20 protein-coding genes are annotated in these 19,697 nt (G+C 68.1%); 10 read left to right on the top strand and 10 right to left on the bottom strand.

Translation table 11 applies throughout. The features are described from left to right. Positions 1 to 5: 5 nt before the first annotated feature. The 6 genes from ABGB19_RS18405 to ABGB19_RS18430 are packed head-to-tail and all read right to left on the bottom strand — an operon-like array spanning position 6 to position 5,763. Positions 6 to 797, bottom strand: coding sequence for an NAD(P)-dependent oxidoreductase (locus ABGB19_RS18405; protein ID WP_347687410.1), 792 nt, complete (start codon positions 795 to 797; stop codon positions 6 to 8). Continuing rightward, entirely contained in the window at positions 794 to 1,612 is an 819-nt protein-coding gene (locus ABGB19_RS18410; protein ID WP_347687411.1) for an NAD(P)-dependent oxidoreductase, read from the bottom strand. Before ABGB19_RS18410 ends, ABGB19_RS18405 begins: the two co-directional genes overlap by 4 nt. Beyond that, positions 1,612 to 2,508: an alpha/beta fold hydrolase gene (locus tag ABGB19_RS18415; RefSeq protein ID WP_347687542.1), complete on the bottom strand. Its 897-nt coding sequence runs from the start codon at positions 2,506 to 2,508 to the stop codon at positions 1,612 to 1,614. The genes ABGB19_RS18410 and ABGB19_RS18415 overlap by 1 nt, the downstream gene beginning before the upstream one ends. Next, positions 2,502 to 4,157, bottom strand: coding sequence for an OB-fold domain-containing protein (locus tag ABGB19_RS18420; protein WP_347687412.1), 1,656 nt, complete (start codon positions 4,155 to 4,157; stop codon positions 2,502 to 2,504). The genes ABGB19_RS18415 and ABGB19_RS18420 overlap by 7 nt, the downstream gene beginning before the upstream one ends. Continuing rightward, complete coding sequence (locus ABGB19_RS18425; protein WP_347687413.1) at positions 4,154 to 4,468, bottom strand: ferredoxin; 315 nt, start codon at positions 4,466 to 4,468, stop codon at positions 4,154 to 4,156. Before ABGB19_RS18425 ends, ABGB19_RS18420 begins: the two co-directional genes overlap by 4 nt. After that, positions 4,465 to 5,763: an NADH-ubiquinone oxidoreductase-F iron-sulfur binding region domain-containing protein gene (locus ABGB19_RS18430; protein ID WP_347687414.1), complete on the bottom strand. Its 1,299-nt coding sequence runs from the start codon at positions 5,761 to 5,763 to the stop codon at positions 4,465 to 4,467. The genes ABGB19_RS18425 and ABGB19_RS18430 overlap by 4 nt, the downstream gene beginning before the upstream one ends. A gap of 36 nt (positions 5,764 to 5,799) precedes the next feature. On the opposite strand from ABGB19_RS18430, the gene ABGB19_RS18435 reads away from it, so the two are divergent. Then, positions 5,800 to 6,282: a hypothetical protein gene (locus ABGB19_RS18435; RefSeq protein ID WP_347687415.1), complete on the top strand. Its 483-nt coding sequence runs from the start codon at positions 5,800 to 5,802 to the stop codon at positions 6,280 to 6,282. Positions 6,283 to 6,397: 115 nt separating this feature from the next. On the opposite strand, the gene ABGB19_RS18440 is transcribed toward ABGB19_RS18435, so the two are convergent. The 4 genes from ABGB19_RS18440 to ABGB19_RS18455 are packed head-to-tail and all read right to left on the bottom strand — an operon-like array spanning position 6,398 to position 9,959. Then, positions 6,398 to 7,306 (bottom strand): alpha/beta hydrolase, encoded by a 909-nt coding sequence (locus ABGB19_RS18440; RefSeq protein ID WP_347687416.1) that lies wholly within the window; start codon positions 7,304 to 7,306, stop codon positions 6,398 to 6,400. Next, complete coding sequence (locus ABGB19_RS18445) at positions 7,303 to 7,695, bottom strand: Rieske (2Fe-2S) protein (RefSeq protein WP_347687417.1); 393 nt, start codon at positions 7,693 to 7,695, stop codon at positions 7,303 to 7,305. Before ABGB19_RS18445 ends, ABGB19_RS18440 begins: the two co-directional genes overlap by 4 nt. 1 nt (position 7,696) lies before the next feature. Beyond that, entirely contained in the window at positions 7,697 to 8,839 is a 1,143-nt protein-coding gene (locus ABGB19_RS18450; RefSeq protein WP_347687418.1) for an amidohydrolase family protein, read from the bottom strand. A gap of 37 nt (positions 8,840 to 8,876) precedes the next feature. Continuing rightward, a complete protein-coding gene (locus ABGB19_RS18455; protein WP_347687543.1) occupies positions 8,877 to 9,959 on the bottom strand; it encodes an amidohydrolase family protein in 1,083 nt (360 codons plus the stop codon). 284 nt (positions 9,960 to 10,243) lie between these two features. On the opposite strand from ABGB19_RS18455, the gene ABGB19_RS18460 reads away from it, so the two are divergent. The 9 genes from ABGB19_RS18460 (at position 10,244) to ABGB19_RS18500 (ending at position 19,697) form a co-directional block, all read left to right on the top strand. After that, positions 10,244 to 11,239, top strand: a complete 996-nt coding sequence (locus tag ABGB19_RS18460; protein WP_347687419.1) for an acyl-CoA dehydrogenase family protein — start codon at positions 10,244 to 10,246, stop codon at positions 11,237 to 11,239. Then, complete coding sequence (locus ABGB19_RS18465) at positions 11,239 to 12,414, top strand: acyl-CoA dehydrogenase family protein (RefSeq protein ID WP_347687420.1); 1,176 nt, start codon at positions 11,239 to 11,241, stop codon at positions 12,412 to 12,414. Before ABGB19_RS18460 ends, ABGB19_RS18465 begins: the two co-directional genes overlap by 1 nt. A 5-nt stretch (positions 12,415 to 12,419) precedes the next feature. Then, the gene (locus tag ABGB19_RS18470) at positions 12,420 to 13,196 is read left to right on the top strand and encodes an enoyl-CoA hydratase/isomerase family protein (protein ID WP_347687421.1); all 777 of its coding nucleotides are present in this window, start codon (positions 12,420 to 12,422) and stop codon (positions 13,194 to 13,196) included. Positions 13,197 to 13,215: 19 nt separating this feature from the next. Next, positions 13,216 to 14,514, top strand: coding sequence for an acyl-CoA dehydrogenase family protein (locus ABGB19_RS18475; protein WP_347687422.1), 1,299 nt, complete (start codon positions 13,216 to 13,218; stop codon positions 14,512 to 14,514). A 20-nt stretch (positions 14,515 to 14,534) separates the two neighbouring features. Further along, complete coding sequence (locus ABGB19_RS18480) at positions 14,535 to 15,311, top strand: SDR family NAD(P)-dependent oxidoreductase (RefSeq protein WP_347687423.1); 777 nt, start codon at positions 14,535 to 14,537, stop codon at positions 15,309 to 15,311. A 100-nt stretch (positions 15,312 to 15,411) separates the two neighbouring features. Then, the gene (locus ABGB19_RS18485; RefSeq protein ID WP_347687424.1) at positions 15,412 to 16,539 is read left to right on the top strand and encodes an LLM class flavin-dependent oxidoreductase; all 1,128 of its coding nucleotides are present in this window, start codon (positions 15,412 to 15,414) and stop codon (positions 16,537 to 16,539) included. Continuing rightward, positions 16,536 to 17,705, top strand: coding sequence for a sulfotransferase (locus tag ABGB19_RS18490; protein WP_347687425.1), 1,170 nt, complete (start codon positions 16,536 to 16,538; stop codon positions 17,703 to 17,705). Before ABGB19_RS18485 ends, ABGB19_RS18490 begins: the two co-directional genes overlap by 4 nt. Position 17,706: 1 nt before the next feature. Beyond that, on the top strand, positions 17,707 to 18,480 hold the full coding sequence (locus tag ABGB19_RS18495) for a sugar phosphate isomerase/epimerase family protein (protein WP_347687426.1): 774 nt from the start codon (positions 17,707 to 17,709) through the stop codon (positions 18,478 to 18,480). Positions 18,481 to 18,488: 8 nt separating this feature from the next. Next, complete coding sequence (locus ABGB19_RS18500) at positions 18,489 to 19,697, top strand: DUF1214 domain-containing protein (protein ID WP_347687427.1); 1,209 nt, start codon at positions 18,489 to 18,491, stop codon at positions 19,695 to 19,697.

Here is a 19,697-nt window from a genome sequence, read left to right on the forward strand (position 1 = left end):
AGTTGTCATGGCCGGATTCCGGCGTTGATGACGTCGTCGAGCAGCCCCAGATCGGTGCCCAGTTCGGCGGCGATCGTGCGGACCACCGCGACGTCCTTGCCGATGAACTCGCCGACTTCGCCGACGAACCCCCGCACCGAGCCGCGGCCGGCGATGAACTCGCCGACGCGACTGGCCCCGCTGCCGTGGGTGACCGAGGCCAGCAGCTTGCTCTCGTCCACACCGAGCGAGGCGCCCAGCGTGACTGCCTCGGACAGGAGCCCGATCTGCGCGGCGAACAACACGTTGTTGATCAGCTTGACGGCCTGCCCGGCGCCGAGCGGTCCGACGTGCAGGATCGGGTCACCGTAGGCGGCGAGAGCCGGCTGGACCCGTGCGACCGCGTCATCGGCGCCGCCGACGAACAGCGTCACCTCGCCCGCGGCGATGTTGTGCGGGCCGCCGCTGACCGGTGCGTCGACGACGTCGATCTGGGGGAACTTCGCCGCGATGGTCCTGACGGTGGCCGGGCTTCCGGTCGTGTGGATGACGAGCGAAGCGCCCGGGCGCATCGCCGCCACCAGACCGTCGTGCAGGCAGATCTGCTGAACCTGTTCGTCGGTGAACACGCACACGATCACCACGTCGGCGTCGGCCGCCTCGGTCACGGACCCGACGGGTTGCGCGCCGAGTTCCCGCACGGCCGCGCGCTTGTCGTCGGTCCTGCCGAGCGCCTTGACCTCGTGCCCGGACTCGGCGAGGCGACGCACCATGGGGGCGCCCATCCGCCCCGCCCCGACGAACCCGACGCTGCTCACCGCGGGTGGTCCATCGCTTCCAGCGCGGTGTCGGCGACGGTGAAGACCGTGCCCTCCGGCGCCGACGCGTTCGACGCGATGCTGGCAGCGTGACGAACGTCCTTCTGCAGCAAGGCCCCTGCGATCGGAGCGAGGGCTTCCACGGTGCCGCCGAACATCGCGATGCTGCCGAGCGCCTTGCTGGTCGCCGACCCGCCGTTGAGCACCTCGGCGAGGCGGACCCGGGGGATGCCGAGCGACTCGCCCAAGTCGAGCGTGCTCAGCGCGCTGCCGAGGTTGGCAGTGAAGAGCAGGTTGTTGAGGATCTTGGTGACCTGACCGCTGCCCAGCGGACCGAGGTGCACGACCGGGTCGGCGTAGGTGGCGAACACCGGGCGGCAGCGCTCGACGACCTCCTCCTCGCCGCCGACCATCACCAGCAGCTTGCCCTCCTCGACCGCGGGTCCACCGCCGCTGACCGGTGCGTCGATGACCGAGACATCTTGCTTGGCAGCGCTTTCGGCGATCTCGCGGCAGGTGTCGGGATGCACGGTGCTGTGGATGGCGACGATGCCGCCGGGCGCCAACCCGGCGAGCACGCCCGATTCTCCGTTCAGGACCTCACGGACGTCGTCGTCACCCACCACGCAGATGCAGACCAGATCGCTCGCGGCGGCCATCTCGGCCGGTGAACTCGCCGTCTTGGCCGGGGTGTCCTTGTACGGTTCCAGGCTGGCCTCGCGGCGAGCCCACAGTGTCGTCTCGAAGCCGCCTTCCGCGATCCGGCGTGCCATGGGACCGCCCTGGCTGCCCAATCCGATGAATCCGACGCGCATCAACCCGCCTCCACTTTCCTGTCGACGCTCTCGCGCGCGACTACACATTCCTCCACGAACGACAAGACCTTCAGGTGGTATGCCGCGGCGCTGAACGACAACGACAGATTGTGGCCGGCGGCGGCCTGCTCGCTGAGCACGAACCGTGGGGAAGCGGTGAACAGCGCGGCGATATCGGCCAGCGCTTCGGGATCGGATCGCCACACGCGTTCATGCTCGGCCACGCTGAACTGCACCGGCACGCTGACTTGTGCTGCGAGGGGCGGGAAGTCCTGCCGCGGCCAGGTTTTGGTCATCTCGGCCTCGTACTGGGCGCCGGTCGAGGAGTTCGTCGCACCGGAGAGCACCTCGGGCGGGTACAGGTGCGCAGGCTGCCAGAGCAGTTCCCGCAGCCCCACCGGGCGCTTCGTCGCGGTCGCCGTCTTCATCATCTCGGCGGCCGAGTCCGCGTACCTCAGGCCGGTGCCGGCCAGGCCCAGCCCGAGAACCCCTGTCTGTTCGGCCTTTTGGTGGGCGGCCATCCGCACGGCGAGTTCGCAACCCGCCGAGTGGCCGAGCAGGAACACCCCGGCGCCGCGTGGACCGGTGCCCAGCACTTTCTCGACTGCTCCGTACGCCAGCGCGACGCGTTGCTCGGGCCGCTCCATCGCCTCGGGGTACGGGGCCGAACCGCCGTAGCCCGGCCGGTCCAGTGCCACGACGGTGAACCCCAGCGCGGCACCGGCTCGCAGCAGTGACAGCCGCGGATGCCCGGGACAGTCGAAATATGCTGCGGTGCTTGCCCCTCCGTGGAAGGCGACGACGACGGCGGTCGGGTCGTCGGGCGCTGCCACCAGCCCCGACATCGGCACGCCGTCGACGACGACGACACGCGGGCGGGGGCTGACCGTCACGATTCCGTCCGCATCAGGATCGCCCCACTCGGCGTCAGCCCGCCGCTGCTCACCACGGCGACGCGGGCGTCGCGGACCTGCCGCTCGCCGGCCTCGCCCCGCAACTGGGTGACCGCCTCGTGGATCAAGCCCATGCCGTGGGTGCGGCCGTGCGACAACTGACCGCCGTGGGTGTTCAGCGGGATCACGCCGTCGCGGGCGATCGCCTTGCCGCCGTCGAGAAAGTCTTTGGCCTCGCCGATACCGCAGAAGCCCAGCGCCTCCAGCCACGACAGGCAGTTGAAGGAGAAGCCGTCGTACAGCTCCGCGACATCGACGTCCTTCGGCCGCAACGACGTTCGAGTCCACAGGTGTGCTGCCTGCCCGAGCACCTGAGGCTCGTGGGTGAGCGTGCTCTGATCCCAGTCGGTGCGTTCGACGATCTGCGTGCCGACGGCCTCGAAGAGGACGGGTGTGCGCGGCATGTCCCTGGCGACGTCGACGGCGGAGACGACCACCGCGACGGCGCCGTCGCACGGCACGTCGCAGTCGTAGAGGCCGAACGGTGTGGTGATCATCCGCGCGCCCAGGTAGTCGTCCATGCTCATCGGATCGCGGTAGATGGCCGTCGGGTTCAGCGCCGCGTTCGCGCGCTGGTTCAGGGCGATCCAGCCGAGGGTCTCGCGCGTGGTGCCGTAGCGGTCGAAGTGCCGCTGGGCGTTCAATGCAAGCGTATGGGCCGCCGAAATGGCGCCGAACGGCATCTGCCAGCTGGAGGTGCGGGCACCACCGGGCGGAGAAGCCTTGCCCTCCTTCATCAGCTGCTGGAACGTCGCCTCCCACAATGTGCGGAAACACAGCACGTGGCGGGCCATACCGGTCGCGATCGCCATCATCGCGGCGATGACAGACCCGCCCGGCCCGAAGGTGTCCATCCCGCCGTTGATCCATGCCGGGTGGAGGCCCAGTGCCCCCTCGAGTGCGCTGACACCGCCCTCGCCCATGCCGGCGATGTCCAGCCCCGGGTAGGTGGACAGCCCGTCGATGTCGTCGAAGGTCAGTCCCGCGTCGGCGACCGCGGCTTCGCAAGCCTCGATCGTCAGCGACAGCGGCGGCACCATCAGCCGCCGACCCAGCCGCGACACGCCGATGCCGGTGATCGCCGAGCGTTCCTCGAACCGCTCGGTCGTCAGCGGCGCGCTGACGTGCTTGCCGAAGTCCTGCGGTGCGATCTCGTCCTCGGGCAGCGGACCGGTCTGGCCGTCCGCGCCGGGCCGGAAGACCGGCAGCCAGACATCCCCGGCCTTATCGGCGAGCTTCTCGAACGTGACCTCGACCAGCTGACCCAGCTCGAGTTCGTCGGGGTCGCAGTCGACGATGTTGGTGGTCAACCGAACTCGTGGATCCTCGACGACGGCGACCTGGGCCACCACGTACGGTGGCGGCAGGTCGGGGAAACCGAAGCGGTGGTTGACCGTGAACGCCGACAGCGTGGCCTTGCCGGACACCTCGCGCACACCCATGTTGCGGCTGCGGCAGTACCGGCACACCGGCTGCGGTGGGTGGATCAGCGCGGTGCAGTCGAGGCACTCCTGGATGCGCAGCACATTGTCGGCGCCCGCGGTCCAGAAGAATTCGTTGAGCACCGTCAGTTCGGGTAGCGGTCGGGTCACCGAACGAATCCCGAGATCGCCTCGCTGTTGTCGCCGGTGGTCGGTTGGGGCTCCGGGGCCTCGTGCGGCTGCTCGTGGACGGCGTTGTCGTCGGACGGCCGGTGCTCGCCCATGTAGATGATCGCGTGCACCGGACAGTCGAACAGCGCGCGCATCACCGCGTCGCGATCCTTCTCCGGCACCGTGCCGTCGCCGATGAGCGATGCGTATCCCCAGTCGTCGAGGGAGAAGTACTCCGGCGCGTGCTTGGCGCAGATGCCGAAGCCGTCGCACAGCGTCCGATCCAGCCGGATCCTCAAGCCGTCGCTCACGCTCCCACCGCCTCCACTTCGTAGGGCCGGACCTCGTCGAATTTCGCAGTCCGGCAGGCTTCGCAGTTGTCGGCGAGATGGCGGGCCACCGCTTGCGGGAACTGGCGCAACAGGCTCGCCGCGATGTTGGTGGCGCCGTCGAGAGTGCCGCAGGCTCCGCGGCCCCGCAGCACCACCGACCACCGCTCGAACCGCGTGACGTCCTCGTCGGTTGCGAGCCCGTCGCGCAGCGCCGAGGTCACCGCCGCCATCGCGGCAGTGCCGTTGAAACAGCTCCCGCACTGGCCGGCGTTCTCGCGGTCGAAGTAGGACATCACCGACGCGGCGACGGCGACTGGGCAGTCGTCGGTGAGGATCGAGATCGCCCCGCAACCCAGGCCGCTGCCCAGGCGGCGGATCGATTCGTGGTCGAGCTTCGCGTCGAGGACGTCTGTGTTGAGCAACCCGGCGAAATAGCCGCCCATCAATGCGCCGGTCACCGACTCCTTGTCCACCCCGTGTACCTGCAGCAGGTCGGAAAAGCTTGCGCCGTGCGGCATCTCGTAGAGCGTCGCGGGTCGGTTACCGCCGGTGATGGTGGCGAGGAACGTGCCCGGTGACATCGGCGTGCCCACCGACCGGAAGGCCTGTGCGCCGTGCTCGTGAATGAACGGCAGGTTGGCCAGCGTCTCGACGTTGCTCACCATCGTCGGCAGGCCGGCCACCCCTTCCTCGAACGGACGTGGCGGCTTGTCGGTGGGCTTGGCCTGCCCGCCGTTGATGCGCCGCACCGCGGCGGTTTCCTCACCGGCGACATAGCCCGGTTCGACGGTGACGACGGCGACCTCGGTGCCGTCGAAGGTGTCGGACGGGAGCTGGCCCAGTGCGGTGCTCACCGCAGCGGCACCCTGCTCGTCGGAGACGTACACGTAGGCGTGGCGCGCGCCGGCGACGGCGGCGGCCAGGCGCAGGCCGTCGAGAACGAGATGCGGGCGGTTGCGCAGTAGCCAGCGGTCCTTGATCGACGCCGGTTCGCCCTCTTCGCCGTTCGCGACGACGACCGTCTCAGATCCCCGTCGGTGTGCGTCACGCACGGTGCGCAGCTTGGTGCCGATCGGGAAGGCCGCACCGCCGCGGCCCAGCAGGCCGGACAGGTCGACCTGTTCGGCCAGCGACTCGGCGTCGGTGAGCGCCCGGTAGCCGCCGGCCTGCGCATAGTCGGCGTACTCCTCCGGGCCGGTCCCGGCCGGCCGCAACAGTCGCGGCGCGCAGTCCGGCCAGGCAACGACGGTGAGTTCGGTGGCGGTGGAGGTCATGTGGGGTCCTTGCGATCCGCGGATAGGCTGACGGCCATGAGGACTGCGGTGGTTCGCGTCGGGGTCGACCGCTCCGGCGAACTCGATCCCGCGCAGCTGCGCGACGGCGTCGCACGTCTGCGTGAGTTGGCCGGTGCGGTGGGCGTCGGCCTGGTGGAGAACGACCTGTCCGCCCTGCCGCCCCAGCGCCGCGAGGTCGAGTTGCTGATCGAAGGCGAGGATCCGGAGAATCTGACGCGCACCGCGGTGGAGCTGTGCACTCGAGCCTTTGACGCGTTCGGCACCACGCCGGTACCCGGGGTGGTCACGTTCATCAGTCGCGGCACCGACCACGACGCGCACGGTGTGCTCGCCGGGCTGGGACTCACCGGCGACATCGAGCGCGTGTCCGGCGATGACGGGTGGGACGTGGTGCACGTGACGCTGCGCAGGGCAGACCTCGTGCGCGTTCCCGAGAGCCGCGTCCACACCGCGCTCGAGGCGTCGCTCAACTGCGAGGTGCACATCCGCACGCGGTGAGTGGCGTCAATTGGCCCCAGCGCACATCCTTGTACGCGACACGCCGAGCTGGGCGTACAAGGGTGCGCGTCCCCTACTGACGTGTGGGCCCACGCGCTGGGCGGCCGTCCGCTCATCAACTGTCCAGGAACTTCAGGATCGCGGGCGCAGCCTGCACCCACGTGTCAAACATGTTGAACCGCTTGACCTTCCCGGAGGCACGGGCCTCGCCTGCGCGCTCCCACGCGTCCTCGGGCCATGGCGGGTCGATCAGCTGCGACCCCTTGATCAGGCAGCTCACCTCGAGCGACGTCCGCTTGGGGTGGTCCAGATCGTTCTCGCCGCCGCGGATGATCAGCGTCGGCACCTCGATGTTGTCGAACATCTCGTCCTCGACGCCCGGGATGGTCTGGCCCGGCTTGGGCACGAACGCGTTGAGCCAGCGCAGCATCAGCTTGAGGAACTGGTCCGGATCCTGGGCCAGAATGCGGTCCCGGTTGGCCGGGTTCTCCTCGATGCGCTGCTTCCACTCGTCGACGTGCGCGACCGCCTTCATGCCGGCGCCGCGCACCGCGAGGATGCTCGGCACGATGTAGTACGAACCCAACACGAAGGAGCCGTACACACCGCCGACGATGTTCCACACGACCAGTTTTCGGACGATCTCGGGGTGAAGCATGGTGGTCAGCATCGAGTCGCGGGCGCCGCCCGAACCGCCCGCGATGATGCACGGTCCGATGTCGAGGCCGGTGATCAGCGCGTGCAGCGTCTCGGCCCGCATGTGCGATTCGCTCTGACCGTAGAACTGGACGTCGGACTTGCCGCAGTTCGGCCGGTCCCACAGCAGCACGCGGTAGCCGCCCTTGACCAGTTCCAGCGCCAGCGGGCGCAGCCCCTCGATGTCCTTGCTGAATCGACCGCCAGGTGTGAGGGCGATGAAATCGCCCTCCTTGCCGAGGATCTCGTAGACGACGTTGCCGCCGTTGATCTCCATCGTCTTCTCGCCGCGCTTGAGCTTCGGGCCCGCGGACTCGGTGGTGGTCATGCCTGGACCAGCACCTCGTTGCCGACCACCCGGACCGGGTAGGTGCGGATGCTCCACTCCGGCTTCACCGCAGTGGTGCCGGTGGCCAGTTCGAAACCCCACTGGTGCCAGGGACAGTAGATGTACTCGAGGTCGCGGACCATCACGGAGTCCCCGGGCACGCTTTCGTCCACGATCGTGCGCCCGCGCGCGCGGCCCGAACATAGCGGACCGCCCTCGTGCGGGCAGTAGTTCGCGATCGCATAGAAGGTGCCGTTGACGTTGTAGACGCCGACCCCGTGGCGGCCGATCGGCACGAGTTTGTGCTTGCCCGGCGGGATCTCGTCGACCGTGGCGACGACATGCTCACGCCCCTGGGCCAGCCGGGGCGTCTTCTTCTGCTCGTCCAATTCAGAACACCCGCACCTGGCCCTCGAGGGCCGGAACCGTGTCGGGCAGGTGGTAGGTGGCGATGCCGTTGCGGAACATCACGGCCTCGCGGGCGTGCTCGGGCAGATGCTTGACCAGCCAGCGCGGATCGTCGAACGTCCAGTGCGGGTAGTCCGAGGAGTACAGCAGGATCTTCTCGCACTCCATCCACTCGAACGCGCGGGACAGTTCGGTCTTGTCCTCGGGATAGTCCAGCGGCTGGGTGGTGAACTTGATGTGGTCCTTGACGTACTCCGACGGCTTGCGCTTGATGTCCAGCCACGACTTGCGGGCCTCGTAGATCGCGTCCATGCGCCACATCAGCGGCAGGATCCAGGTGAAGGCGTGCTCCACCAGCACGATTCGCAGCGTGGGGAAGCGGTCGAAGAGCCCGTCGAACACCATGCTCATCACCTGGTTCGCCGCCAGCAGCGAGTAGGTGACCATGAAATCGTGGTTGTAGCTGGGGAATCCGACGGGCGGGATCGGCAGCTCCTCGTGATGGCTGCGCGACAGGTGGCAGCTCACCGTGATGTCGTGCTTGGTGGCGGCCTCCCACAGCGGGTTGTACTTCGGGTCGCCCCACGCCGGACGCGGCTCGGCCTTGATCAGGACCTGCGCCATGTAGGGGTGGCCGGCCCAGCGCTCGATCTCGCGGGCCGCGTCCTCGGGGGTTTCGATCGCGACGCAGATGGAACCGCGCCAGCGCTCGTGCCAGTTGTTCGTGGCGTCCAGCCAGTGGTTGGCCTGCCAGTCGTTGAGCGCGACGCTCATCGCGTGGTTGACCTCGGGGAAGCGCGCGGGGTAGGCCGCAGGCTCCAGCACCGCGACGTCGGCGCCGGCCTCCATGATCAGCTGCTTGAACGCCAGGTCCGGATCGCTGCCCGCGAAGTTGCCGTCCGAGGGGAAGGTGTCCACCCGCATCGCATAGGCGTGCGCGTAGTCCGGCGCGTCGTAGTAGATCTGATCGCCGATCTTGCGCGTCAGGAAGTACTTGCTGCGCCACGGTTCCGGGATGTACGGCGTCAGCTCGCCCGCCTTGGGCGTCGGATGCACGTCGGAGTCGACGCAGCGGATCGCCACCCGCTCGGCAGCCGGCTTACGCTCTGTGATCGTCACCGTCATCTTCGAACTCCCTGCCTTCTCGGATACCGCGTCTTCATTACTGTGCGCCGACCGCCGCCCCGACGTCTATGCCGTACAGTTGCGCGGCGTTTCGCCAGCACAGCTTGTCGCGCTGTTCATCGGAGAACGCGCTGGGCACCGTCGGGTCGTTGAGCTGCCAGTGCGGATAGCTCGAGCCGTACATCACCATGTCGTCCTTGCCGGTGAAGCCGAACCACTCGCCGGCGAACTCGACGTCACCCGGGCCGTCCATCGCACCCTGGACGAAGTACGTGTGGCCGGGCAGGTAGTCGCTCGGCATCTTCGGCGCCCACGGCGTCTGTTCCAGGTGCGGACGGCCGAAGCAGTCCATCCGCCACATGAACGGCGTCAGCAGGTCGGCCGCGCCGTCCGCCCAGACGAACTTCAACGTCGGCATCTTTTCGAATACCCCTTCGACGATGAGGTTCATCAGGTGGTACAGGTAATTCAGCGCCATGAAGCTGACGTAGTTCTCGTATGTCCTCGGCACGCCGGACGGGGTCGGCGCGAACTGCACGCCGGCGCCCACCTCGATGTGTACCGAGACGGGCAGGTTCGCCTCCGCGGCGGCCTCCCACAGCGGCCAGTACTGCGGCTTGCCGTACAGCTCGCGCGACTGCAGCGGGACGCCGACCTGGACCACCCGAGGATGATCGGCGTATTTCGCGAGCTCGCGCAGCGCGCCGGTGATGTCGTCGGGATTGACCCGGATGGTGCCCCGGTACCTGTCGGCGTAGACGTTGTCCTCGAGCCAGCGGGTGACCAGCATTTCGTTGTGCGCGGCCGCGATCGCGGTGCCGAGGTGCCGGTCGGGCATGATGCCGCGCGTCATCGGGTGCAGCACCGCGATGTCGACGCCGCGCTCCTCGAACAGCTGCCCGCCGACGAAGTCGGGGTCCGATCCGGGATAGCGACGCTCACCCTCGGTGCCCGGGGCGTACTCGCCGCCTGGTGCGCCGTACCAGTCCATCTCGTAGTCGGGGAAGCCGCGGCTCTTGAACGGCTCGCGCATGAAGCTGCGCAGGTCCTTGTTCGACTTGCTGAAGATGTGCACGCTGGCATCGATGATGGGCGTCGAGCTTCCGTCCGGGTGTTGCATCACCAAGGCTGTCCTCCGATGTCATCCGGCCGACGGCTGGCGCAGGGGAGCGCCGCTCGAGGCGCCGGACATTCCCAGTGTAAAGCGTTGTTCTTCAATATCAAGAATCCAGTTCTCTACGGAACGCTTAAGGAACGTGCAGGTCAGCGTAGGCGCTGGTCAACTGCACGACACCGGACCGGCGAAACGAGGTAGTCGATTCCAGAGAACGATTACAGCAGCTAAGGAGAATGTTATTCTCGTGCCACTGCGACTGTGTTCATTGAGCGGCCCCGGGAGGCTTGGTGTTACTGGAGTTCGACGCCGATCAGCGGCTATGGCAGGAGACCGTGCGTGACGCGGTGACCAAGCAGTGCCCGGCCTCGCTGGTCCGCGGCATCGCCGAGAACGGGGTCGATCCCGCACCGCTGTGGAAGACCTACGTCGACGCCGGGTGGACCGAGTTGACCGACCCCGAGAACGCCGTCGAACTGGCGATCGTGCTCGAGGAGTTGGGGCGCGCCACCGACCCGACCCCGTTCCTGGCGACGATGACCCAGTTCGCGCCGCTGGTCGGTGAGCGCTTCGACGCCCAGCAGGCCGGTACGGCCGTCTACGCCGGGGTGGCCGCGCACCGCGACGCCGAAGGATGGGTGCTCGACGGCACGGCCCATCACGTGCTGGACGGTGACCGCGCCGAGCGTCTCGCCGTCGTGACCGACGCCGGGGTGTTCCTCGTCGACGCGGAACAGGTGACCGCGCGGCGCAGTCCGGTGTTCGACCCCGTGCTGCACATCGCCGAGGTCACGTTCGCAGGCGTCCGGATCCCCGACGCCGATCGCGTCCCCGCCGCGGACGCCGAGCGGGCCCGCCACGTCGCGCTGACCGGGATGGCCATCACGATGGTGGGCGCCTGCCAGCGCATCCTCGACCTGGCGCTCGAACATGTGAAGCAGCGTCAGCAGTTCGGCGTCGCGATCGGCTCATTCCAGGCGGTGCAGCACAAGGCCGTTGACATGCACGTGGCGACCGAACGCGCCAGGGCGCTGTCGTACTTCGCCGCGCTGACCATCGCGGCCGACGACCCGCGCAGGCGACTCGCCGCGGCGATGGCCAAGGCGTCGGCGGGGGAGGCGCAGGCGCTGGTGTTCCGGCACGGTCTGCAACTCTTCGGCGCGATGGGCTTCACGTGGGAGAACGATCTTCAGTTCGCGTTGAAGCGCGCCAAGGCGGGCGAGTTGCTGCTCGGCGGCGCCGCCGAGCATCGGGAAGTCATAGCGAATGAATACAGGGCCCTCTGATGCAGCTGACTTTTGATTCCGACGTCGAGGAGTTCCGCGCCGAGTTCGGGGCCTTCCTCGACGAGCACCTGCCGTCGGAGGCGGACACCCTCGAGCGCCCGCGGTCGGTGTCGCACATGCCGCGGTGGGCGCGCGACTGGCAGCGGCTGTTGTTCGACAACGGCTGGCTGCTGCCGTCCCAGCCGCCCCAGTTCGGCGGGCGCAATGCGACCGTGCTGCAGCAGTTCGTCCATCTCGATGAGCTCTGCCGGCGGCGGATCTACCACAGCTTCAACCCGCAGGGTGTCAACATCGTTGCGGCGTCGCTGATCACGTTCGGGTCGGACGAACAGAAGCACCGCTGGGCGGTGCCGGTGCTCAAGGCCGAGCTCACCGCATCGCTCGGGATGAGTGAGCCCAGTGCGGGTTCCGACCTGGCCTCCCTGCGCACGCGGGCGGTCCTGGATGGCGACCACTTCGTGGTCAACGGACAGAAGGTGTGGACGTCGGGCGCCCACGACGCCGACTTCCTGCTCACCTTCGTTCGCACCGATCCCGATGCGCCGAAACACAAGGGCATCAGTGCCCTGATCATCCCGACCGACACCCCCGGCGTCGTGTGCCGGCCCTTCGCCGACATGACCGGCGAGGAGAACCTCGACTTCAACGAGGTGTTCTTCACCGACGCCCGAGTGCCCGCCGAGAACCTCGTCGGTCCGCTCAACGGCGGATGGGGCGTGGCCAATGGGTCGCTGGGCCACGAGCGCACGATGATGTGGCTGGGCTTCGCCGACCGGATCGACAACATGATCGCCGACTTCCGGCCGCAGGGTCCGGTCGAGCGTGACCAGTACGCGACCACGATCATGGATTATCAGGCGCTGCGGGCGATGGGGTCGGCGGCGCTCGCGCGGGCTTCGCGTGGCGAGATGGACACCGCGTCGGTGTCGGTGCTCAAGCTGTTCGGTTCGGAGGCCGAGCGTCAGGCCATGGAGAACGCGTTGGCGGCGGCCGGAGCCGACGGGCTGATACACCCGTCGACGTCGGGCCCCTACGAACACATGAACCTCGACCACTACTTCGCGAGCTGGTTCGAGCGGTATGCGCGCAGTTTCGGTGGCACCATCGCCGGCGGCACATCGGACATCCAGCGCAACATCATCGCCACGCAGGTGCTCGGCTTGCCGCGGCACTGACACCGGTGGCCGAAACGCTCGATATCGACCGGGGCCGACCCGGTGTCGTTGTCCTGCAACTGAACCGGCCCAGGCAGCTCAACGCGATCAACGAGGTGATGCGCGACGAGCTGACCGAGGCCTTCGCCGGGATCGCTTCGGACGCGTCGGTGCGCAGTGTGGTGTTGACCGGTGCAGGGCGCGGCTTCTGCGCGGGCATCGACGTGCGCAATTTCGGGCCCGGGATGCTGGAGGCCTCGGCACCGGCGATCGAGCGGATGCGGTTCCAGGAGGCGATGGCCGCGCTGCCCGAGGCGATCCGCGCGCTACCGCAGCCGGTGATCGCGGCCGTCAACGGGCCGTGCGTGGGCGCGGGCCTGGCGCTGGCACTCGCGTCGGACATCCGGATCTGTTCGCGCGCAGCATCCTTCGGCAATGCCGCGATCCTGCTCGGCCTGTCCGGCGCGGAAATGGGAATGAGCTATCACCTGCCGCGCATCGTCGGCACCAGCGTCGCGGCCGACTGGATGTTGACCGGCCGCTCGGTGTCGGCCGAGGAGGCCGACCGCCGCGGGCTGGTCAGCCAGCTCGTCGAACCCGACGGGCTGCTCGAGCGGGCGCTCGAACTCGCCACGACGATCGCCGGCCACTCGCCGCTGGGTGTGCAGTTGACCAAGCGCGCGCTGCAGGCCAACACCGATGCACCGCTCGACGCAGCACTCGAGTTGGAGAACCGCAGTCAGGTGCTCTCGCATGCCACCGACGAGGCGGCGCAGCGGCGGCGCAAGTGGTCGGAAACCTGAAGGCACGAAAGGACGGCCGATGGCCTGGGACTTCTCGACGGACCCCGAGTGGGCCGAGCAACTTGAGTGGGTCGAGCGGTTCGTGCGGGACGAGTGCGAGCCGATCGACTACATCGTCAAGGAGTCTCGCGACCTGGGCGACCCGGTCCGTCAGGCGCTGATCCCGCCGCTGCAGGAGATCGTCAAGGAGCGCGGGCTGTGGGCCACCCACTTGGGCCCGCACCTCGGCGGGCCGGGCTACGGGCAGGTGAAGCTGGCCCTGCTCAACGAAATCCTCGGCCGGTCGGAGTGCGCGCCGATCGTGTTCGGTTCACACGCGCCGGATTCGGGCAACAGTGAGATCCTCGCGCACTACGGCACCCCCGAGCTCAAGGAGCGCTACCTCGAGCCGCTGCTGGACAACCGCATCGTGTCGTGCTTTTCGATGACCGAACCGCATGGCGGCGCCGACCCGAAGGTCTTCACCACCACGGCCGTCCAGGATGGCGACGACTGGGTGATCAACGGCGAGAAGTGGTACTCGTCGTTCGCGTCGATGGCGTCGTTCATCATCGTCATGGCGATGACCGACCCGGATGCGCCTCCGTATCAGCGCTATTCGATGTTCGTGCTGCCGGGCGACACGCCGGGCATCAACGTGCTGCGCGACGTCGGGCTGGGTTACCAGCCGCTGGGTGGCGGCGGACGCGAGGGCTACGTCCGCTATGAGAACGTCCGGGTGCCCGCCGACCACATGCTCGGTCCCCGAGGCGGGGCGTTCGTGGTGGCGCAGACCCGACTCGGTGGCGGACGCATCCATCACGCCATGCGCACCGTCGGCCTGGTGCGGCGGATCTTCGACATGCTGACCGAGCGGGCGGTCTCGCGCTACACCCAGGGCGAGGTGCTGGCCAACAAGCAGATGGTGCAGGAGATGATCGCCGACTCGTGGATGGAGATCGAGGCGTTCCGGCTGCTGACGCTGCAGACCGCGTGGAAGATCGACAAGTACAACGACTACAAAGCAGTCCGCGCGGACATCTCGGCGGTCAAGGCGATGATGCAGAAAGTGCTGCACGACGTGTCGGCGCGGGCGCTGCAGTTGCACGGCTCGCTGGGCACGTCGCACGAGATGCCGTTCGTGCAGTACCTGACGGAGTCGTTCGTGCTGGGCCTGGCCGACGGCCCGACCGAGGTGCACAAGGTCACGTTGGCGCGACTGCTGCTCTCCGATGTCAAGCCGGCGCCGGACGTGTTCCCGTCCGAACACCTGCTGCGCCAACGGCAAGCCGCCGAGGCCAAGTTCGCCGACAAGCTCGCGGGCATTCCGCGCAACTGATCACGAAGTGAGGTCCCACAATGACGTGTGACGGCAAGGTGGCGCTGGTGACGGGCAGCAGCCGAGGGCTCGGCAAGGCCATCGCCCAGCGGCTGGCCGCCGAGGGAGCGACGGTGGCGCTGACCGCACGCACGCTGGAGCCCGACCCGAAATACCAGGGGTCACTCCGGCAGACGCATGACGAGATCCAGGCTGCGGGCGGAAAGGCGATCACGGTGGCTGCCGACCTGTCGCAGGGCGCCGACCGCGAGCGGCTCTTCGCCGAGGTGGTCGAGAAGATCGGGGCGCCGGACATTCTCGTCAACAACGCCGCCGTCACGTTCCTGCGCCCGCTCGACGGGTTCCCCGAGAAGCGGGTACGGCTGATGTTCGAGATGCATGTGATGGCCCCGCTGCACCTGACCCAGTTGGCGATCCCGGCGATGCGCGGGCGGGGCCGCGGGTGGGTGCTCAACGTAACGTCGGTCGGCGGGGACCTGCCGGACGGGCCGCCGTTCTCCGAGTTCGACCGCAGTGCCGGGTTCGGCGTCTACGGGACGGTGAAGGCCGCGTTGAACCGGCTGACGAAAAGCCTTGCGGCCGAACTCTACGACGACGGCATCGCGGTCAACGCCGCCGCGCCGACCCACCCGGTCGCCACCCCGGGGGCGGGCACGCTCGACCTCGCCAAGACCGACACCGAGGACATCTCGCTGATCACCGAGACGGCGTTTCAGTTGTGCACCGGCGACCCGAAGACGCTGACCGGTCGGATCGCGCACACGCAGTCTTTCCTGCGCGAGTTCGGCCGGCCGTGATGTGCGAACGAAAGCTGCGCGAGTGTGGTGTTGCGTTACGCCATTCAGCGAAATCGCGTGACTCAATCCAACACTCGGCGCAATGGCCAGGGTCGGCCGAATGAGAGTCCAGCCCGCGGCATACCTGCGCACCACGCTGCCGCTGGACCTCTCGGTGCTGCCGGGCCTCGACAACGGCCGCTACCACTCGATCTGGCTGCCCGACCATATGGTCAGCTTCTGGCCGGACTCCATCTGGACGTCCGAGTTCACCGATCTGGCCACGGTTTCGCCGTCACCGCACCGGCACCTCGACGGGATGGCGGTCGCGGCCGCCGCCGCGGTGCTGACCGAGAATGTGCCGTTGGCCACCAGTGTCGTCGACACCGTACGACGTCATCCGTCGCTGCTGGCCCAGAGCGCGCTGACCATCGACCACCTCGCCAAGGGCCGCTTCATCCTGGGTCTGGGCAGCGGCGAGACCGAGAACACGGTGCCCTACGGATTCGACTTCAGCAGACCCGTGAGCCGGTTCGAGGAAGCGCTGGAGGTCATCCGGCTGCTGTGGGAGAGCGACGGTCCCGTCGACTTCGAGGGCCGGTTCTACCGGCTCCAGCATGCACGCCTGGACGCCGAACCGTACGAGGGTCGGCTGCCGCGGATCTGGATCGGTGGCAGCGGCCCGCGCACCCTGGACATCGTCGGGCGCTACGCCGACGGCTGGTGGCCGACGGGCGCGTGGTCGCCGGAGGACTACGCCGAAAAGCTTTCCGCGGTACGGTCGTCCGCGGAGCGGGCGGGCCGCGATCCGGCGGCGATCACGCCGTGCTTCATCCAGGTCTGTGTGATGGGCCGTGACGACGCCGCCCTCGCCGAGATCCTGCGCGCGCCGCTGGTCAAGTCATTTCTCCTGCAGGTGTCGGCTGAGCTGCTGGGCAAGCTCGGCTTCGCGCACCCGATGGGGGAGAGCTGGCGGGGGTACCAGGACATCGATCCGGCCGTGCTGACTCGCGAGCGGATCATCGACTTCCTCGACCGCGTCGAACCCGAGATGGTGCTGGCGGTGGTGCCTCACGGCACCCCGAAGCACGTCGCCCACGTCGTCAAGCAGTACGTCGACGCCGGCTTGCGGGTGCCCAAGATCCTCGACTACGGGGCGATGGCCGGTCTGCAGTACGCCGCCGCCTCGGCGCAACACGTCCGGGACGCCGAGGACGAACTGCTGCGGCTGTGCGGAGACGTCCGGTGAGCGCGCCTCTGGCGGCGGCGGACATGCTCGCCAGGGCCGAGGCCGACACCGGCCTGAGCGACTACGGCGATCCGACTCTGCCCGAACGCTTCTCGCTGATCGTCGACCATCTCAACGCCGTCGGCCTGGACGCCGACGGGACGCGACGAGCGGCCGAGACGTGTCACTGGCTGCTCACCTCGCGGCTGGAATTCTTCGAAGACCGTCGCCGGTACCCGCTCGCCGAGGAGCTCGTCGAGCGGCCCATGTTCGTCACCGGCGAGCCGCGCTCGGGCACCACGCTGATGCATGCGCTGATGTCGGTGGATCCCGACGCTCGGGCACTGCGGTTCTGGGAGGTGATGTACCCGTCCCCGCCACCGGGAACGGTCGACGGTGACGACCCACGCCGCGCACGGGCCGACGCCGACTGGCGCGAGATCAACGCCAAGCTGCCGAAGTGGTTGCACAGCCATCCGTACAACGACATGCTGGGCGACGGTCTGCCGGAGGACGAACGCACCTGGGCGTTCGATTTCCGGGTGCTGACGCCAACGGCGTGGTGGCGGGTGCCGATGCCGACCGTCGTCGGCGGGTTGCCCACCGATCCGGTGGCGCAGTACCGAATCCACAAAGCGATGCTGCAGCAGTTGCAGTACCGCCGACCGCATAAGCAGTGGGTGCTCAAGGGCTTTCACGGCTTCCGGCTGGCGGAGTTCTTCGAGGCCTACCCGGATGCCACGCTGATGTGGCTGCACCGCGACCCGGTGCAGGTCGCGGCCTCACGCACGATGATGATGGCCGATATTCTCGAGGGCATCGTCGGACCGGTCGATCTGCATGCCGCGGCGAAGATGCATCTGCGGTTGACCCGCGAGAGTATCGCGAACACGATGACGAATCCGCTGGTGGACGATCCTCGGATCCTGCACGTGCGCTACACCGAGTTCGTGGCCGATCAGGTCGGCACGGTCCGACGTTACTACGAGTTCGCGGGTCGGCGACTGAGCGCCGAAGCGGAGGACGCGATGCGCGCCTATCTGTCGGCCAACCCGGGGGACCGGCACGGCAAGTTCCGGTACTCGACCTCACTGCTGACCGACATCGGCGAGGACCTCGACGGGTTACACGAGGAGTTTCGGCCGTTCCGTGAGCGGTTCGGGGTCGAGATCGAGAAGCGGGGTTGAGGTGACCGGGGTCGACGATCGGCTGTCGGTCCACAGCGTGACCTTCATGGGTGCGACGCTGCGCGAGATGGAATCGCACTGGCGGGCGCTCGGCGTCACCCGGCTGAGCCTGATCGACGCGCAACTGTCGGAGCCGGACCTGCCGAACATCATTGCCGGCGAGGGCTATTCGGTGGAGACGGTGTATCATCTGTTCTCGTCGCGTAACTCGCTCATGCCGGTCGTCGATGCGGCGGCCGACGTCGGCACGCGGGTGGTCTACATGCTGACCGGCGGGCGCGGCGAACTCACCTGGGAGGACGCCGCGGCGCGTTTCCGTGATGCGGTGTCACCCTGTGTGGAGGCGGCCCGCCAGGCCGGTGTGACGCTGGCGATCGAGAACGCGTCCAGCTTGTACGCCGACATCCATATCGCCCACAGCCTGCGCGACACGATCACCCTGGCGGAGATGACCGGCCTTGGCATCTGCATCGACCTGTTCCACTGTTGGGCCGAGGCCGGGCTGGCGGCGCTGCTGGACCGGGCGCTGCCACGAACTCAGGCGATCCAGTTGAGCGACTACGTGCTCGGCGACCGGGCGCTGCCCGCCCGCGCCGTGCCCGGCGACGGAGCCATCCCGATCGAACCGTTCCTCGCCGCGGCGCTGGAGTCGGGATACTCGCATCACTTCGACCTGGAACTGATCGGGCCACGCATCGAGGCCGAAGGACGACTGGAAGCCTCCCGCCGGGCATGTGCGGCGGTGTCGGCGATGCTGGAACGACTCGGCGGCTAGGAGCGGTGATGGGTTTCGGAGACGGCCCCGATGACGCGGCGCTGAAGTCCGCTTGGGGGCTCTTCTGCGACCGGTTGAAGGCGGCCGGCGAGCACGTGTTCAAGGAACACAATCCCGCGTCGGGCGTTCACCGCGTGGACGGGTTCCGGTTCCTGACACAGAATTTGGGTCAGGCCTTCGACCTGGCGCTGGAGACCCGCGACACGCGTTATCCGTTGATCCACACCTTCTGCCATCCGACCCGCAAGCTCGGCGGCGACAGCGCCGACTTCCTCTACCAGCAGGCCTGGATCGATGGGGCCTCGACCTACCGGATCACCGGCTCGCGGGGCACCGCCCGGTTCCTCAACATCACCGTCCAGGGGCCCCGCCGGAGCGGGCCGGCGGTGCTGCACGAACCGTTCGGCGACGTGCCGGAGGCGAATCTGACCGGTGCGGAATTGCAGACGACGGCCGACGGGAGCTTCGAGATCTTCGTCGGCGGCCCGCAACGGGATCCGAACTGGCTGCCCACCACGCCGGCATCGCGAAAGTTGTTCATCCGGCAGGGATTTGACCGCTGGGACGAGCGGCCGGCCCGCATGAGCATCGAGCGTGTCGACATGGAGTCACCCAAGCCGCTGCCGTCACCGGCGGAGACGGTCGCGGCCATCGAGTGGGCGGGGGACTTCCTGACCGGGATGATGGCCGACTGGCCCGAATACCCCTTCACCCACGGCGGGGTCGACGCCGAGCACCCGAACCGGTTCCCGGAGATCGCCTCCACGGACGCGGATGTGAAACGGGGCCGCGCGGCGGTGAACATGCATTGGCGGTTGGCGCCCGATGAGGCGTTGATCATCGAGTTCGACGCCCACGAGGGATTGTGGATGCTGACCAACATGGGCGCCTTCTTCACCAGCATGGACTATCTGTACCGGCCGGTCAGTTACACGCCGAGCCGCACCACGGTCGATTCGGACGGCCGGGTGCGGATCGTGCTGTGCCACGACGACCCCGGTTACCACAACTGGCTGGACACCCAGGGTTTCGAGCGGGGCAACGTGACGTATCGGCACATGCTCGAGGGTGAGCCGGTGCCGCTGAGCACGCGGTTGGTCAAGCGCGCCGACCTGGCCGACGTACTGCCGCAGGATACGGCGACGGTCACGGCGGCGCAGCGCACCGCGCTGATGTGGGAACGCTACCGCGGAGTTCGGCAACGCCATGACGGGTGA

This window comes from Mycobacterium sp. B14F4 (assembly GCF_039871645.1).
Taxonomy (GTDB): Bacteria; Actinomycetota; Actinomycetes; order Mycobacteriales; family Mycobacteriaceae; genus Mycobacterium.